This window comes from Tenacibaculum aestuariivivum (genome assembly GCF_964507685.1).
Lineage (GTDB): Bacteria > Bacteroidota > Bacteroidia > Flavobacteriales > Flavobacteriaceae > Polaribacter > Polaribacter aestuariivivum.
In genome coordinates this window covers 349,023-366,302 of record NZ_OZ208414.1, presented here as the reverse complement: position 1 = coordinate 366,302, position 17,280 = coordinate 349,023, and the positions used below count along the sequence as shown (strand labels likewise).

The window sequence follows — 17,280 nt, the reverse complement described above, 5'->3', positions numbered from 1 at the left end:
ATAAATGCAAATAGACGCCGTAATTACATGGGTAGATGGAGATGATGAACTTCATCAGCAAAAAATACTACCTTTTTTAGAGGATAAAAAAATAGTAACAAATAAAGGTTTTAGAACAAGGTTTGATCAGGTTGAAGAAATTAAATATACTGTTAATTCTATAATCAAATACGCTCCTTTTATTCGTAACATTTATATTGTTACAGATAATCAAACGCCAAAATTTATAAAAAATAAGAAAAAAGGTGATTATGAAAATGTTTTTATCATAAATCATGAAGCTATTTTTAAAGAAGATGCTAATTTTTTACCTGTATTTAACTGTCGCCCTATAGAAACAAAATTATATCGTATCCCTAACTTGTCAGAACATTTTATTTATTTTAATGATGATATGTTTTTAGTAAGAGAGGTTAAAATAGCAGATTTTTTTATTGATGGTAAACCTGTTATTAGGGGTAAGTGGTTAAGTTTCAATGAAAATATTTTGTACAAACGTTTATTTAATTCTAACAAGAAGAAGAAACGGGCAGGACATAAAAAAGCACAAGAAAAAAGTGCTAAGTTAGTAGGGTTCAAAAAATATTATAAATTTCATCACGTGCCTTATGCATTGCGAAAATCAACTTTTTTAAATTTTTTTAAAGAAAATAAAGCTGTAGAAATTTTAAATATAAAACACAAATTTAGAAACCCAAACCAATATACACCACAAGGGCTAGCAAATCATATTGAAATAAAAAACAAAACAGCTGTTTTAAAAAGTGATTATCAATTAATTTATTTTCAGAATTACAAAAAGCCTTTTTTTTGGTTAAAATTTAAATTAAATACGTTTACCAAAAGAAAAAATAAATTATTTTTAAACATGCAGAGTTTAGACCAATGTCCAAAAGAAAAATTAGACTATGTGTTAAGTTGGTTAGATAATAAGTATATAAGTAATGATTAATACTGCATTACAAAACTTAATAGCAGGAAATACCATTTTATACCCAACAGATACTGTTTGGGGTATTGGTTGCGATGCTACTAATGAACTAGCTGTTAAAAAGGTTTATCAACTAAAAAACAGAGAAGAGTCTAAAAGTTTAATTATTTTAGTTGATTCTATAGAAATGCTAAAAAATTATGTTGATGATATTCCTGATGAAGCATTACATATTTTAAAAACAGCTACTAGCCCAACAACTATTATTTATAATAAGCCTAAAAATTTAGCAAAAAATACTATAGCAGCTGATAATACTATTGCTATTAGAATACCTAAAGATGATTTTTGTATACAGTTAATACAAAAGTTTGGTAAACCTATTGTTTCAACCTCTGCAAATATTAGTGGGGCACCAACACCAAAATCGTTCACAGAAATAAGTAAAGCTATTTTACAAAGTGTAGATTATGTAGTAGCTTTGCATTCTAATAAAAAAGTAGTTAAATCATCTACTATATTAAAAATAACAGCATCCAACAAAATTGAAATTATTAGAGCATAATTTTTAATCTCTTATATATTCGTTAACTACTTTTTTAGTAGTTTGTTAAAGTTGAAGTTTTGCTTATTTACACCTAATATTATGCGCTATAAAATACCTAATTATTTAAAATTTTTATATTTAAATATTTTAAGTTTATTTATTTTTATTTCAGTTTTAAGAATAATTTTTTATAATCTATTTATTAATAATTTACTTATTGATACTAATGATTTATTAAAAGCAATTTCTTTTGGTATTCGGTTTGATTTAAGGTTAGCTATATTAGCTTTTGTGCCAATGGCTTTAGCATATTTTTTTTCTAAATCTTTTTTTAAAAATAGTTTAGCTAAAATAATTTATATTGTATATACTAGTTTTTTATATATCATAATTTTATTTTTCTATTTGTTTGATTTTGGTCATTTTAGTTATTTAAACTTAAGAGTTAATGCAAGTGCTTTACGTTTTTTAGAAAACCTAAAAATATCTACACAAGTTTTTATGGAAAGTTATCCTGTTTATAAAGGAGCAGCAGCACTTTTTATATTGTTTTTTTTAATTATAAAATATAATAGTTGGGTTTATGCTAGATTTTCAAAGAAAAATTATACAGCAACTAAAAAAAATAAAATAGTTTTTTCAATACTTACTCTATTACTATTAGCTATGGGAGGTTATAGTAGTTTACAACATTATCCATTACGATGGAGTCAAGCATTTTTTTCTAGTAATAAAACCTTAAATCAATTTTCATTAAATCCAGTATTATATTTTTTTGATAGTTTTAAGTTTAGAAATGAAGATTATAGTATTGTTGCAACTAAAAAATATGCACCTATTATAAATAATTATTTTGGTGTTAATTCTGATAGTATCAATTTTGAAAGAAAAAAATATTTTAATAATACTATAAAAAATAAACCAAATGTAGTTTTTGTAATGCTAGAGTCTACAGGAAATGGTGCTTTAAGCTACTACGGAAACCCTATAAATAGTACACCTGTACTTGATAGTTTAATGCATAAAAGTATTAATTTCACCAATCATTACGTTCATAAATCAACAACAGCAGGAAGTGTTTTTGCTAGTATAACAGGTTTACCAGATGTTGATAATGTAAAATCAGCTTCTAGAAACCCGATGATTATTAATCAGCGAATATTATTTAATCAGTTTACTAATTATGAAAAATTATACTTGTTAGGAGGTAGTGCTAATTGGGCAAATATTAGAGCTGTTTTTCAAGCAAATATTCAAGGGTTAAAAGTTTATGAAGAAGGAAGTTATGAAGATGAAACTAGGGCAGATGTTTGGGGTATAGATGATTACGATTTATTTAAAGAGGCAGATAAAATTTTCAAAAAAATACATGATACTAAAAAACCTTTTGTAGCTTATTTACAAACTGCTACCAACCATATGCCTTTTACGGTGCCAGATAAAAAAGGGAGTTATATGCCTTTAAAAGAGGATGATATTGATGAGAAAATATTTAAAAAGTCAGCATTTAGATCTGTAGCACAACTAAATGCAATTAGATATTTAGACTTCAATATTAAAGAATTTCTCAAAAGAGCTCAAAAATCAGGATATTATGACAATACTGTCTTTGTTTTTTTTGGTGATCATCAAGGGGGTATGAATGATATAACACATTATAAGCCAACACAAGATAAATTAGGTATTTTAAGACATAACGTACCTTTTATTATACATGCACCCAAATTAGTAGCACCTAAAGAAATTACTAAAAATGTTAATCTAGTAGATGTTGTTCCTACAACAATGAGTTTAATACACCAAAATTACACAAATTATACCCTTGGACAAAATGCTTTAGATAGCTTAAAAACCAACACCTTTTCTTTTATTTATAGAAGTATAAAAGGTGAACCAGCTTCAGGAATTATAAGAGATTCGTTATATTATTATAAAACAGTTTATAATAAAAAATATCAATTAATAAATTTAAAAAACAATTCGTTAAAAGATATTAGTAAACAAAATAAAAAATTAACTAAAGAAATGGATGATTTATTAAGCTCTTTTTATCATAGTACAAAGTATTTATACTTTAATAATAAAAAGTAATTTTTAAAATAATTTTTACAGAATAATTTATGCAAAATCAATATTTTAAAGAAGCAATTTCTGCTGAAATATTTCAATATATAAGCAAAGCAGCTCAACAATTACAATTAGAAAGTTATGTAATTGGAGGCTTTGTTCGTGATTTTATTTTAAAAAGAGGTACCGCTAAAGATATAGACGTAGTAGCTGTTGGTAGTGGTATTGAGTTAGCCCAAAAAGTAGCTAGTTTATTACCTAATAAACCAAAAGTTCAGGTTTTTAAAACTTACGGAACAGCCATGTTGCGTTTTAATGATATTGAAATAGAGTTTGTAGGCGCTCGTAAGGAGTCTTACAATGAAAATAGTCGAAACCCTGAGGTAGTAGCAGGTAGCTTACAAGATGATCAAAACAGGCGTGATTTTACTATAAATGCACTTGCTTTAAGTTTAAATAAAAATACCTTTGGATTATTATTAGATCCTTTTGATGGTATTTCAGAGCTAGAATCTAAAATAATAAAAACACCTTTAGATCCTGACATTACCTATTCTGATGATCCTTTACGTATGATGCGTGCCATTCGTTTTGCTACTCAATTAGGTTTTGTAATAGAGCAAGAATCTTTAAGTGCTATTGCTAAAAATGCAAAACGTATTGATATTATAACCAAAGAGCGTATTATAATTGAATTGCATAAAATATTAGAAGCTGATAAGCCTTCGGTAGGTTTTTTATTATTAGAAGAAACGGGGTTGTTAGAGCGTATTATTCCTGAACTAACAGCGTTAAAAGGAGTAGAGGAAGTTGAAGGACAAAAACACAAAGATAATTTTTATCACACCTTAGAAGTAGTAGATAATATTTCAAGAAACACACAAGACGTTTGGTTACGTTGGGCAGCTTTATTACATGATATTGGTAAAGCACCAACAAAGCGTTACCATAAAAAACAAGGGTGGACATTTCATGCACACGAATTTGTTGGGTCTAAAATGGTTTTTAAATTATTTAAGCGTTTAAAAATGCCCTTAAATAATAAAATGAAATTTGTTCAAAAAATGGTAATGTTAAGTTCTCGACCAATTGTTTTAGCGAGTGATGTAACAGACTCTGCAGTACGTAGATTGGTTTTTGATGCTGGTGATGATGTAGATTCGTTAATGACTTTATGTGAGGCAGATATAACCACTAAAAACCCTAAAAAATTTAATCGTTATCATAAAAATTTTGAAGAGGTACGTGAAAAAATTAAAGAAGTAGAAGAGCGCGATAAAGTACGTAATTTTCAGCCACCAATTACTGGAGAAGAAATTATGGAAGCCTTTAATTTAACACCATGTAGAGAAATAGGTCAAATAAAAGAAGCTATAAAAGAAGCTATTTTAGAAGGTGAAATACCTAATGAGCACGAAGCTTGTTATAATTTTATGATTTTAAAAGGAAAAAAATTAGGCTTAGAAACAGCGTAGTTATATAACTATGTTAGTTTTAGTAATTTTATTTAAAAAAAATATTTTCTTTAAAACTTAAAGGTGCTCTTGAAAGTTGCTTAAATTTAAACTTATATTATATATAATACCTATAAAAAAGAGGAACGTTTTATAAAACGTTCCTCTTTTTTACAACTATATTTAGTAAAAATAAAATAGTTATTAGGTTAATGATTGCATAGTTACTAATTTATAATACTCGCCTTTTACAGCTAGTAATTCATCATGTTTTCCTTGTTCTACAATTTCACCTTTTTTCATTACTACAATAGTATCGGCTTTTTGAATGGTTGACAATCGATGCGCTATAATTAACGATGTTCTATTTTCCATCATTTTTTCTAAAGCTAATTGTACTAGTTGCTCTGATTCGGTATCTAAAGCAGAAGTTGCTTCATCTAAAACCATAATCGGTGGATTTTTTAAAACAGCTCTTGCAATAGCAATTCTTTGCTGTTGTCCACCTGATAATGAGCTACCTCTATCACCAATTATAGTTTGGTATTTTTGAGGTAAATCATTAATAAAATCTGCAGCATTTGCTATTAAAGCAGCATTTTCAACTTCTTTATCGGTTGCAGCAGGTTTGCTTAATTTTATATTATTAGCAATGGTATCATTAAATAAAGTAGCATCTTGAGCCACAACACCTGTTAAGCTTCTTAATGATTTTTTAGATACATTTTTAATATTATTTCCATCGATAAGAATTTCACCTTCATTTACATCATAAAAACGAGTAATTAGGTTTGCTAAAGTAGATTTACCACTACCAGATTGCCCTACTAAAGCTACTGTTTTTCCTTTAGAAATTGTTAATGAAAAGTTTTTTAATACATAGTTTTCATCATATTTAAACGAAATATTTTTAAATTGAATATTTTCTTTCAAAATAGTTAATTCTTTAGAATTATCAAGTTCTGTTACTTCGTTTTCAGCGTCTATTACTTCAAAAATTCTTTGTGCAGCAGCATTTCCTATTTTAATTTGATTATTAGCTTTTGCAATTGCTTTTGCAGGGGTAAGAATATTGTAAGCAGCAGCCATAAAACCAATAAAAGTTCCACCTAACAAAGTATGATCAATTAAAACCATTTTACCACCATACCATAAAAGTCCGGCAATAGTAAGTATTCCTAAAAATTCACTCATAGGACTTGCTAAAGCCTCTTTTTTGCTCATTTTGTTTGATAAAAGTCTAATTTCTTCGGTTTGATTATTAAATTTTGATAAAAAGAATTGTTCGGCATTAAAAGCTTTGATAATTTTTAAACCAGAAATACTTTCTTCTAAAATACCTAAAAGACCACCAATTTTATGAGAAATTTCACCTGACTGTTGTTTTATTTTTTTACTTATAAATGAAATAGCTAAGCCAGAAACAGGAATAAAGGTAAAAATAAAAATAGAGAGTTCCCAGCTTGTTTTAACCATAACAAATAGCGTAAAAATAATATTTAGAGGTTCTCTTATAAAGGTTACAATTAAATTAAGATACGAATTATTAATAGTGTTTACATCGTTAGTGCTACGTGCTATAATATCGCCTTTATTTTGTTTTGAAAAAAAAGATAGGGGTAGTGTTATTATTTTTTGATAAATAATAGTTCTAAGATCTTTTAAAACATTGTTTTTTAAAAATATCATAGATAATTGCCCTAAATAGCTAAATAAATTTTTAAGTAAAAAAACAATAATTACACTTATAACTACATATAATAATGTTTTTTCTTGTCCATGATTTTCATTTGTATAGGTAACATAATAATTTAATAAGTTACTTAAATAATCTTTATTTAATGAGTTTGTAAAACCTAAATAAATAGGTTTTACAAATACTTTAGGAGTTTCGCCAAATAATATATTTAAAGTAGGCATTAATATTACGTATGATAACGTGGTAAACAATGCGTATAAAATATTAAGAATAATACTTAAAATTCCTAATGATTTATAGGGGCGTGCGTAATTAAAAAAGCGTTTAAAATAATTCATTTATAAATTTAATTCTTTGATAATTCGTTGAATTTTAGTGTCTAATTCTGTTTCAATAGTAACAGCATTTTCAACTGAATCTAATGTTGTTTTTACACTAAAATAAAATTTTATTTTTGGCTCTGTACCACTTGGGCGTGCTGCTATTCTTGTACCATCAGTAGTTTTATAAATCAATACATTCGATTTTGGCATATCCATAATTACTTCTTCACCAGTAATTAAATTCTTTTTTATTGATGATTGATAATCATATAAAAATTCCACTTTCGCATTGTCTATTTCTGTAAACGGATTTTTACGTAAATCAACCATCATTTGTTTGATTTGTTGTGCGCCATCCATTCCTTTTTTAACAATAGAAATTAAATGCTCTTTGTAAAAATTATTTCGAGTATATAAATTTAATAATTCATAATAAAACGAACTGTTATTTGCTTTTGCATCCGCAGCAATTTCACAGGCTAATAAAGCAGCTGTTACCGCATCTTTATCACGAACAAAATCACCAACCATATACCCAAAACTTTCTTCACCACCGCCAATAAAATCAAGCTCCGGAAAATCTTTAATCATTTTAGCAATCCACTTAAAACCTGTTAAACCAACCTTAGTTTCAACACCGTAAGAGCTCGCAATTTCGTTTACTAAATTAGTAGAAACAATAGTAGAACCTACAAATTGTTTTCCGTTTAATTTTCCGTTATTTTTCCAATCATTAATTAAAAAATCAGTCATCATACTCATGGTCTGATTTCCGTTTAATAACTTCATATTTCCTTCTAAATCACGAACAGCGATACCAATTCTATCAGAATCAGGATCTGTTCCTAAAACGATATCAGCACCTATTTTATTAGCCAAATCAACAGCCATTTGTAGCGCTTCAGGTTCTTCAGGGTTTGGAGATTTTACCGTTGGAAAACTTCCATCTGGTTCGGCTTGTTCATCAATAATATGAACTTGGGTATAACCAGCACGTTTTAAAACTTCGGGAATTAATTTAATAGCAGTTCCGTGTAAATTGGTAAAAACAATTTTTAAGTTTTCACGTTCTTTTACATTAAAAGTTCCGTTTTTAATAGATGCTTGCCAAAAAGCTTCATCAATTTCACTTCCGATACTAGAAATAAGTGTTTCATTGGCATTAAAATTAATATCAGTAAAAGCTAATGAGTTTACTTCTTTTATAATTTCAGTATCTTCAGGTGGTACAATTTGCCCTCCGTCTAGCCAATATACTTTGTAACCATTATATTCGGGCGGATTATGAGAAGCAGTTAAAACAATACCAACATCACAACCTAAATGACTTACCGCAAATGATAATTCAGGAGTAGGGCGTAGGTCTTCAAAAAGAAAAACCTTAATATTATTTGCAGAAAAAACATCAGCAACAACTTTAGACAGCCACTTACTATCATGACGGCAGTCATACCCTATAGCAACTTTTAATTCTTTCTTCGGATGTATTTGATGTAAATAATTACTTAAACCTTGTGTAGCTTTACCTAAAGTATATTTGTTAATTCGGTTTGTTCCGGCACCTACAATACCACGCATTCCGCCAGTACCAAATTCTAAATTTTTATAAAAACGATCTGCTAAATCATCTGATTTAGCAGCTATTAATTGTTCAATTTCCTTTTTAGTATCTGCATCAAAGGTGTCAGAAAGCCATAATTTAGCATTTTGTAAAATCTCTTTCATATATGTATAAGTTAAATAAAAAACATATGGTAGGTTATGTTTTTTAAAAGTTTAATTTTTCTTTAATAGTATAATGTTTTTGTTGCGGATTACTTTTAATAATTAGTTCACCTAAAAAGCCTGCTAAAAACAGCAAGGTTCCTAAAACCATTGAGGTTAAAGCAATGTAAAACCAAGGATTACTAGTTATTAAAATAGATTTTACATTTGCAAATAGGCGATAAATTTTTAAAGTACCAATACTAAAAGCTGTTATAAAACCAAACAGAAACATTAAACTACCCCAAAGCCCAAAAATATGCATGGGTCTTTTTCCGAATTTAGAAAGAAATGATATGGTAATTAAATCTAAAAAACCGTTAATAAACCTATCAATACCAAATTTAGTAACGCCGTATTTACGAGCTTGATGTTGTACTACTTTTTCACCAATTTTATTAAAACCTTCGTTTTTGGCTAAAACAGGAATATATCGATGCATTTCACCACTAACTTTTACGGTTTTAATAACTTTATTTTTGTAGGCTTTTAAACCACAGTTAAAATCGTTTAATTGTAAACCAGATGTTTTACGTGCAGCCCAATTAAATAATTTAGACGGTATGTTTTTGGTAATTACATTATCATAACGTTTCTTTTTCCATCCAGAAACTAAGTCAAAATTTTGAGTAGTTATTAAATTATATAGGCCAGGTATTTCGTCGGGGCTATCTTGCAAATCAGCATCCATAGTAATAACTACTTTTCCTGTAGCCATACCAAAACCAGCATCTAAAGCTTGAGATTTTCCGTAATTTTTTTGAAAACGAATACCTTTTACGGTGCTGTTTTTTGCTGATAACTGCTTAATTACTTTCCATGAAGCATCAGTACTACCATCATCAATAAAAATAATTTCATATACATAGTTATTAGATTGCATAACTGTAGCAATCCATTGATGTAATTCTAGTAAAGACTCGTCTTCGTTAAGAAGTGGTATAACTACCGATATATCCATGTTTTTTAGTGCAAAATTTAAAAAGTAACGTTACAACGTTGTTTTTAACAACAAGTAATAAATATTAATATTGGTTTTCTTCGGTGGTATTTTTCATAACAGCTCCTGTAATGGCAGATACTACAAAACCTAAAAATACATAAAATAATAACCCTTGTGCAGCTCCAATAATTGACCCTTGAGTTTTAGCTTGCGAAGCTAATAAAGCTAATTCAGCTTTAATTTGATCATCATTAATGCTTGATTCTAAAATTTTTCGAGTTTTAAACTCGTTAAGTTCACTGTAAAAATTAGGCTCAATAATTCCTGTAAAAAAATAAGTATATAATATACTAATAAAAGCTCCTAAAGCAACAACACCAACGCCAATTTTTAAAGCCTGCCCCCATATTAAAAAGCCATTATTTTGGCTTTTAAATTTTTTAATAGCTAAAATAGGTAATGCTATAATACAAAAGGCTAGCGCAATTATATTTATAATAGCCCCCGTTGTACTAAGAGTTATTCCTAAAACATAAATTAAAAGATTAATAACTACTATAACAGCTCCATATATTAATCCATAAGTTAAAATAATATTTCTGCTTTGCGTTTGATTTTCCATTGAATTAGTTTAATTAGTAGTACAAATATATTATAATGTTTTTGATTCTAAATTTTTATAAAAAAGTTTATAAACAATATGCTGGTACATAGTGAGTTAATTTTTTTGTTATAAAAAAGTTATTTTTTTTATTGCTATTTTCAAAAAAGGCTGTAAATTTGCCTCGGCAAGTCCTACACAACTAGCTCCCTTTGAATCCCCCAGGGCGGGAACGCAGCAAGGGTATTAGGTTGTAGCAGTGTGATGTAGGTAGCTTGCCATTTTTTGTATCTTCTATTTTCATTTTACTTTTCTATAAAATTATACCTTTTATTTTTTTTTATGTTTTAGCTGTTTTTTTATCTAAAAAAATATAGTATAAAAACTCGAATTTGTTAAACTGAATTTATTTTATTATTCTAATTTGCCTGTATTTTTAATTTTCTACGATGCTAAGATAATTTAGCATGACTATAAACTTAATTTTTAAAATTACTTTAGTGGTTATTAATATTAATAGCACTTCTTGGGTGGTGTAGTTCAACAACCTCTTTTAGGTAGCTGGTATCTAAATGTACATAAATTTCGGTAGTTGTAATACTTTCATGCCCTAGCAACTGTTGTATAACACGCAAATCGGCACCATGTTTAAGTAAGTAGGTAGCAAAAGAGTGGCGTAGGGTATGTGGGCCAATACTTTTTTTTAGATTAGTTTTTATAGCTAAATTTTTTAAAATAATAAATATCATTTGACGTGTTAATCGTTTACCACGCCTGTTTAAAAAAACAATATCTTCTTCCTTTTCTTTCGGTTTTATTTTGCTTCTAATGGTAGTAATATAAAAATTTATATAAGCAATAGTAGTACTATGAATAGGCACAAAACGAAATTTATTTCCTTTACCCAATACACGTATATACCCATCATCAAAAAACAAATCAGAAAGTTGTAGGTTTATTAATTCACTAACCCGTAAGCCACAACTAAAAATGGTTTCAATAATGGTTTTATTACGTTCTCCTTGCGGATGACTTAAATCAATAGCATTAATTAAGGCATCAATTTCTTCTTTTTCTAAAGTATCGGGTAGTTTTCTAAGTATGTTAGGGCTTTCAATTAAATCGGTAGGATTATCTTTTCTATAATCTTCAAAAATTAAATAATCAAAAAAACTTCGTATGCCAGATATTAAACGTGCCTGACTACGTGGGTTTAATGTTTTACTACTATTATATATAAACTGTTTTACAACACTAGTACTTATATGTAGTGGGGCTATTTTAGGTGTAAGAGTGTTAGTAAATGCAACAAGTTTTTTAATATCGCGAGTATAACTATCAACAGAATTTTTAGACAAGCCTCTTTCTATTTTTAAGTAGCTAGTATAGTCTGTAATTGCTTGTGTCCAATTCATTAATAAAATTATTATTTTTTATTTGTTTTTTACAAAAATAACTATGTGTTTGCTAAACAAATTTAACATTTTTTAAAATAAAAATTATGAAAAAAGTATTATTAGTAGTAGCTATGGTTGCGGCATCATTTACAGCAAATGCTCAAGATGTAAAGTTTGGAGCTAAAGCGGGTTTAAATATTGCTAGTCTTTCTGGAGATAATGATGAAAATATTGATTCTAGAACATCTTTTCATGTAGGTGCGGTTGCAGAAATTGAAATTTCTGATAAGTTTTCTGTTCAACCAGAATTAGTATATTCTGCTCAAGGTGCAACATCTGATTATGAATTAGGAAGTGTTACTGTTGATGCAACGGCTAAGTTAGATTATTTAAACCTTCCTGTTATGGCTAAGTATTATGTAGCTGAAGGGTTAAGTTTAGAAGCAGGACCTCAAATAGGTTTTTTATTATCAGCTAAAACTGAAGCAGATGTGTCAGGAGCTTCTTCTCAAGATATCAAAGACGAAATGAAAAGTATAGACTTTGGTTTAAACTTTGGTGCTGGTTATAAGTTAGACAATGGTTTAAACTTTAGTGCTCGTTATAATTTAGGATTATCTAGTGTTGCAGATGATGATGATTTTGATATTAAAAATGGTGTGTTTCAAGTATCTGTAGGATATTTTTTCTAAGCAGTAATAACATATTATATAATATAAAAAGGGAAGCGTAATTGCTTCCCTTTTTTTGTGTAAAAAATAAATGTTGTACAAAAAAAATAGTATTGTTAGTTACTACCACTGTAAATTTTACCATAAAGGCTTTAAACATAAACTTGGTACTTAAGCAGGTATAAATACAGTTTGTTTATGCAAACATAATGGCTCAAAAAACAAGCTACAACCTTTTTTATACAAATACAGTTATAGTAATTAAAAATTTCTGATACCGTTAAAGTTAGTATGTACTGCTTAATGCAATACATTAAAAATATTTAGATATTATATAGGTAAAGAGGTAAGTTTAGAGGTAGTGAGCTTAAATAGCTTTTTTTTTTAATGTTTGCTTAAGTTAGGGCAGAGTAGTAGCATAGTTAGTTATTATAATGAAGATACATTTTAAAAGTATAACAATTAATATAAATTTTATGGCTTCTTATATTTTTAAGGGTACTTAGCCTTGCAGATAATAATGATGTTGATGTTAAAAAAAAGTATATTTCAAGTGCTTGTTAGCTACTTTTTTAAAGCAAAAATAGTAGTGTGAAAAAAAAAGAAGGGTAGTGGCTTCTTTTTTTGCTAAAAAAAAAGTTGTTATTTTGCTGTTTATCAGTTGTTTATTTTTGAAGAATTAAAAAGGTGTTTTTAGGGTGTTTTTTTGTGTAAAATAAGTTGTGAGAATTAAATATATAAGTAAATTTGTAGCTCAAAATTTAATAAAAAACAAACATTATGAAAAAAGTATTATTAGTAATTGCAATGGTTGCAGCAGGTTTTACAGCTAACGCACAAGACAAAGCTAAAACAGCTAAAGGTGGTTTTGCTCAAGAGGATGTTTATGTATCTGGTACAGTAGGATTCTCAAGTGCTTCAATGGGTGATAATGATTCAAGTTCTTATACTTTTTCACCATCTGTAGGTTATTTTATTTCTGAAAACATTGCTTTAGAATTAGGTTTAGCTATTGGAGGTTCTGATACAGGTGTTGAAGAAACTAGTACTTTAGGTGTTGCTTTAGCAGCTAACTATTTTTTTACACCTCAAAACGATTTTTCTTTCGTATTAGGAGCTGGTTTAGGATATGCTAATACTGAAATTGAAGGAGGTTCAGATGATGGTTTAGATGTTAATTCAATTTCTATTGCTGTAGCACCAGGAGTTAACTATTTTGTTTCTGAATCAGTAGCATTAAGAGCTTCTGTTGGAGCATTATCTTATACTAATGCAAAGCAAGATGGAGCTGATGATGCACTTAATACTTTTGCATTAAACTTAGATTTATCTGCTATCCAATTCGGATTAACTTACAAGTTTTAATTAGTACATTACATACTATATAAAAGGGAAGCTTAATAGCTTCCCTTTTTTTTGTTTAAAACACCACTACTTGTTCATTAAATTATTTAATAAAGTCAATAAATGTTATAATAAAATAAGCTATTTATAAATATTAACTAGCTACTTAAAGTTAAAACTATATTTAGTGGTAAGTTAAATACAAAATAAATAACATATGATTTTAATCATGTTTTGTTTAAAATACCTATTGTAATTTTATAATATTAATTATGAATAGAAATACAGCACATACAGTATATAGTAATAATACTAAAGCATTGGCAATATATGCTAAAGCTTTAGCACATCCTACACGCATTGCTATTTTAAAATATCTAGAACATGAGGCATGTTGTTTTACTGGCGATTTGGTAGCGGTGTTACCAATTTCACAATCAACCGTATCACAACATTTAAAAGAATTAAAAAATGCAGGTTTAATTCAGGGAGTGTTAAAACCACCAAAAATAAAATATTGTATTAACCAAAAAAATTGGAAAACAGCAAAAATGTTGTTTCAACAGTTTTTTGATTGATTTTTTTTTAATAAACACTATCGTTTATAGGCGATAAACAAACATATATATAATGACCAAAATAATTAAAATTTTAGGAACAGGTTGCTCAAAATGTAAAGCATTAACAGCCGTAGTTAAAGAGGTAGTTTTAGAAAATAATATTGATGCAACTATTGAAAAAGTAGAAGATATTATGGAAATTATGCAGTTTAATGTAATGATTACACCAGCGTTGGTAATAGATAATGTAATTACAATAAAAGGTAGTGTTCCGTCAAAAAAGCAAGTATTAGCTTTGTTAACTTCAAATAATTAATATGAATTATTGTATTAAGGCTTTAATTACTTCTGATAAAAATGCCGCTATTGAAATAAAGCAATCTAATATAAGTTTTGGTATAGGTTTAACCACAGAGAGTGAATTACCCAATCCGGCCGAATTATTTTTAGGTTCTTTAGCTGCCTGCATACTAAAAAATATTCAGCGTTTTTCGAGTATGATGAAGTTTACGTATTCAAAGGCTATTATTGAGGTTAACGGCACACGTATTGAAAATTTACCAAGAATAGATAATATTACCTACAAGGTTACAATTTATAGCAATGATAAAAAATTAAATTTAGCATTGCTTAAAAAAAACATTGAAAAGTTTGGTACTATTTACAATACCGTAAAATTATCATGTTCAATATCAGGTACCATTAATAGTGTTAATAATGTTTGATTGGATACAAAATATAGCCGATTGGTTGGTGTATACGGTGTTAAACTTAAATAAAACACAACACCTTGCTCAGGCTTTAAACTTTTTTATTTACGATACCACAAAAATTTTAATTCTTCTTTTTGTTGTTATTTTTATAATGGGAATTGTAAATAGTTATTTTCCTATTGATAAGGTAAAAAACTATTTATCAAGAAATAAATTATACGGATTGGAGTATTTTATGGCAAGTATTTTTGGGGTAGTAACACCATTTTGTTCTTGTTCATCAGTACCATTATTTATTGGTTTTGTAAGGGGTGGAATACCGTTAGGAGTAACTTTTTCGTTTTTAATTACATCACCTTTAGTCAATGAGGTAGCTATAGGGCTTTTTATAGGTTTGTTTGGTATTAAAGTAACTGTTATTTATGTAATTAGTGGTATTTTATTAGGTACCATTTCAGGTATTGTATTACAAAAATTAAAGCTAGAACGGTATTTAACACCATGGGTAAAAGGGGTTTTAGAAAATGCACAAAGAGAACAGCATATTTTTAAAGAAACACAGCAAACTTTTAAACAACGGTTACCCGTTATATGGGCAGAGGTTTTAAAAATTATAAAGGGTATTGTTCCGTATGTAATTGTAGGAATTGCTATTGGAGGCCTTATGCATGGTTATATTCCTGAAGGTTTTTTCGAAAAATATATGAATAAAAACAATTTTTTAGCAGTACCAATAGCTACCATTTTAGCAGTACCTATGTACGCTAACGCATCAGGCATACTTCCTGTGGTTCAAGTACTGGTAGCTAAAGGAATTCCGTTAGGCACAGCCATTGCTTTTATGATGGGGGTTGTAGGCTTATCATTGCCAGAAGCTATGCTTTTAAAAAAGGTAATGACTTTAAAACTTATTGCTATTTTTTTTAGTGTGGTTACCCTTTGCATTATTATATCAGGATATTTATTTAATATAATATTATAAAATTAAATTACATATGTACAAAAATAAAATTGAAGAAATTTATAAAAAAATAAAATTTTTAATACTAGCAGTATGTACTTTATTATTTGCATACTGCAACAATCCACATAAAAGCAACGTAATTGTTTTAGATAAGTCTATTTCAAAAATAGAAGTTTTGGACTTTCATTCAACACATAGATGCATAACATGTAATGCTATTGAAGCAAATACAAAATATACATTAAACACATATTTTACAACCGAGTTGCAAGAAAACAAAATTACATTTAGGGTTATTAATGTTGATAAAAAAGAAAATGAAGAAATAGCTGAAAAATTTAAAGCATCAGGAACAGCCTTAATTTTAAACGTAATAAAAAAAGGAAAAGAAACACCAATAAACTTAACAGATTTTGCTTTTATGAATGGAAATAATAAAAAAGAGTTTTCTGAAAAATTAAAAAACACCATTCATATAGCATTAAAAACGCTTTAAATGGAATACTTAAAATTGCTTTTAGAAAATTATAATACGCCAATTTTATCAGCCTTTATATTAGGCATAATGACAGCTATTAGTCCATGTCCTTTAGCAACTAATATAACTGCAACAGCTTTTATATCTAAAAATATTGCAAATAAACAAAAAGTACTTTTAAGTGGTTTTTTTTATTCTTTAGGACGAGGTTTTAGTTATACTATAATTGGTTTTATATTATATTTTGGTGCAAGTATGTTTTATGTTGCCCGCTTTTTCAATCAGAATGGAGAACGGTACTTAGGGCCTTTGTTACTAATTATTGGATTGATAATGTTAAATGTTATTAAGCTTAATTTTTTGGGAAAATTAAGCTTTCAAGAAAAACTATCAGAAAAATTTAAAGATAAAGGATTGTTAGGTTCTTTTTTAATAGGAGTTGTTTTTGCTTTAGCATTTTGTCCTTATAGTGGAGCATTATTTTTTGGAATGTTAATTCCAATAACAATTACATCTGCAAACGGACTTTATTTACCAATTGTATTTGCTTTTGGAACAGGGCTACCTGTAATTTTTTTCACGTATTTATTAGCTTTTACCGTTGGTAAAGTAGGAGTATTTTATAATAAAATTTCTAAAATAGAAAAAGTTATGAGAATAATTGCTGGCATTGTTTTTATAATAGTAGGCTTATATTATGTTTTTATTTTTATATAAATATTGTTTTAGTTGCTTAAATAGTTAACTGAAAATTAGTATTACTTATCAAAGCAGTAATTTTTGTTAAAGTACTATATTTGTAATAAGTGTTATTTTAAATAGCT

17 protein-coding genes and 1 other RNA gene are annotated in these 17,280 nt (G+C 27.9%); 13 read left to right on the top strand and 5 right to left on the bottom strand.

Annotated elements, in window-relative coordinates; translation table 11 throughout:
- Nucleotides 1-4: 4 nt before the first annotated feature.
- From ACN5J4_RS01500 to ACN5J4_RS01485, 4 genes are all read left to right on the top strand, one after another.
- Nucleotides 5-952, top strand: a complete 948-nt coding sequence (locus ACN5J4_RS01500; protein ID WP_418650402.1) for a Stealth CR1 domain-containing protein — start codon at nucleotides 5-7, stop codon at nucleotides 950-952.
- Nucleotides 945-1,496 (top strand): L-threonylcarbamoyladenylate synthase, encoded by a 552-nt coding sequence (locus tag ACN5J4_RS01495; RefSeq protein WP_418650401.1) that lies wholly within the window; start codon nucleotides 945-947, stop codon nucleotides 1,494-1,496. The genes ACN5J4_RS01500 and ACN5J4_RS01495 overlap by 8 nt, the downstream gene beginning before the upstream one ends.
- An 81-nt stretch (nucleotides 1,497-1,577) precedes the next feature.
- Nucleotides 1,578-3,569 (top strand): LTA synthase family protein, encoded by a 1,992-nt coding sequence (locus tag ACN5J4_RS01490; RefSeq protein ID WP_418650400.1) that lies wholly within the window; start codon nucleotides 1,578-1,580, stop codon nucleotides 3,567-3,569.
- A 29-nt stretch (nucleotides 3,570-3,598) separates the two neighbouring features.
- Complete coding sequence (locus ACN5J4_RS01485) at nucleotides 3,599-5,020, top strand: CCA tRNA nucleotidyltransferase (RefSeq protein WP_418650399.1); 1,422 nt, start codon at nucleotides 3,599-3,601, stop codon at nucleotides 5,018-5,020.
- A gap of 183 nt (nucleotides 5,021-5,203) precedes the next feature.
- On the opposite strand, the gene ACN5J4_RS01480 is transcribed toward ACN5J4_RS01485, so the two are convergent.
- The 4 genes from ACN5J4_RS01480 to ACN5J4_RS01465 form a co-directional block, all read right to left on the bottom strand.
- Nucleotides 5,204-7,036 carry an ABC transporter ATP-binding protein gene (locus ACN5J4_RS01480; RefSeq protein WP_418650398.1) on the bottom strand — a complete coding sequence of 611 codons (1,833 nt, stop codon included), beginning with the start codon at nucleotides 7,034-7,036 and terminating at the stop codon, nucleotides 5,204-5,206.
- Complete coding sequence (locus tag ACN5J4_RS01475; RefSeq protein WP_418650397.1) at nucleotides 7,037-8,746, bottom strand: phospho-sugar mutase; 1,710 nt, start codon at nucleotides 8,744-8,746, stop codon at nucleotides 7,037-7,039.
- 43 nt (nucleotides 8,747-8,789) lie between these two features.
- Entirely contained in the window at nucleotides 8,790-9,746 is a 957-nt protein-coding gene (locus tag ACN5J4_RS01470; RefSeq protein WP_418650396.1) for a glycosyltransferase family 2 protein, read from the bottom strand.
- A gap of 64 nt (nucleotides 9,747-9,810) precedes the next feature.
- Entirely contained in the window at nucleotides 9,811-10,350 is a 540-nt protein-coding gene (locus ACN5J4_RS01465) for a DUF4199 domain-containing protein (RefSeq protein WP_418650395.1), read from the bottom strand.
- Nucleotides 10,351-10,514: 164 nt separating this feature from the next.
- Here ACN5J4_RS01465 and ffs point away from each other — a divergent pair.
- Nucleotides 10,515-10,613: signal recognition particle sRNA small type (ffs, locus tag ACN5J4_RS01460), an RNA gene on the top strand.
- A 213-nt stretch (nucleotides 10,614-10,826) separates the two neighbouring features.
- Here ffs and ACN5J4_RS01455 read toward each other — a convergent pair.
- Nucleotides 10,827-11,744 (bottom strand): tyrosine recombinase, encoded by a 918-nt coding sequence (locus ACN5J4_RS01455; protein ID WP_418650394.1) that lies wholly within the window; start codon nucleotides 11,742-11,744, stop codon nucleotides 10,827-10,829.
- A gap of 86 nt (nucleotides 11,745-11,830) precedes the next feature.
- On the opposite strand from ACN5J4_RS01455, the gene ACN5J4_RS01450 reads away from it, so the two are divergent.
- From ACN5J4_RS01450 to ACN5J4_RS01415, 8 genes are all read left to right on the top strand, one after another.
- Nucleotides 11,831-12,418: a porin family protein gene (locus ACN5J4_RS01450; RefSeq protein WP_418650393.1), complete on the top strand. Its 588-nt coding sequence runs from the start codon at nucleotides 11,831-11,833 to the stop codon at nucleotides 12,416-12,418.
- A gap of 759 nt (nucleotides 12,419-13,177) precedes the next feature.
- Nucleotides 13,178-13,762 carry an outer membrane beta-barrel protein gene (locus ACN5J4_RS01445; RefSeq protein ID WP_418650392.1) on the top strand — a complete coding sequence of 195 codons (585 nt, stop codon included), beginning with the start codon at nucleotides 13,178-13,180 and terminating at the stop codon, nucleotides 13,760-13,762.
- 251 nt (nucleotides 13,763-14,013) lie between these two features.
- Nucleotides 14,014-14,319: an ArsR/SmtB family transcription factor gene (locus ACN5J4_RS01440; protein ID WP_418650391.1), complete on the top strand. Its 306-nt coding sequence runs from the start codon at nucleotides 14,014-14,016 to the stop codon at nucleotides 14,317-14,319.
- 52 nt (nucleotides 14,320-14,371) lie between these two features.
- Entirely contained in the window at nucleotides 14,372-14,617 is a 246-nt protein-coding gene (locus ACN5J4_RS01435) for a thioredoxin family protein (RefSeq protein ID WP_418650390.1), read from the top strand.
- 1 nt (nucleotide 14,618) lies between these two features.
- Nucleotides 14,619-15,026: an OsmC family protein gene (locus tag ACN5J4_RS01430; protein ID WP_418650389.1), complete on the top strand. Its 408-nt coding sequence runs from the start codon at nucleotides 14,619-14,621 to the stop codon at nucleotides 15,024-15,026.
- On the top strand, nucleotides 15,019-15,996 hold the full coding sequence (locus tag ACN5J4_RS01425) for a permease (protein ID WP_418650388.1): 978 nt from the start codon (nucleotides 15,019-15,021) through the stop codon (nucleotides 15,994-15,996). Before ACN5J4_RS01430 ends, ACN5J4_RS01425 begins: the two co-directional genes overlap by 8 nt.
- 13 nt (nucleotides 15,997-16,009) lie before the next feature.
- On the top strand, nucleotides 16,010-16,474 hold the full coding sequence (locus ACN5J4_RS01420; RefSeq protein ID WP_418650387.1) for a nitrophenyl compound nitroreductase subunit ArsF family protein: 465 nt from the start codon (nucleotides 16,010-16,012) through the stop codon (nucleotides 16,472-16,474).
- Nucleotides 16,475-17,173, top strand: coding sequence for an aromatic aminobenezylarsenical efflux permease ArsG family transporter (locus ACN5J4_RS01415; protein ID WP_418650386.1), 699 nt, complete (start codon nucleotides 16,475-16,477; stop codon nucleotides 17,171-17,173).
- The last annotated feature ends 107 nt before the right edge of the window (nucleotides 17,174-17,280 follow it).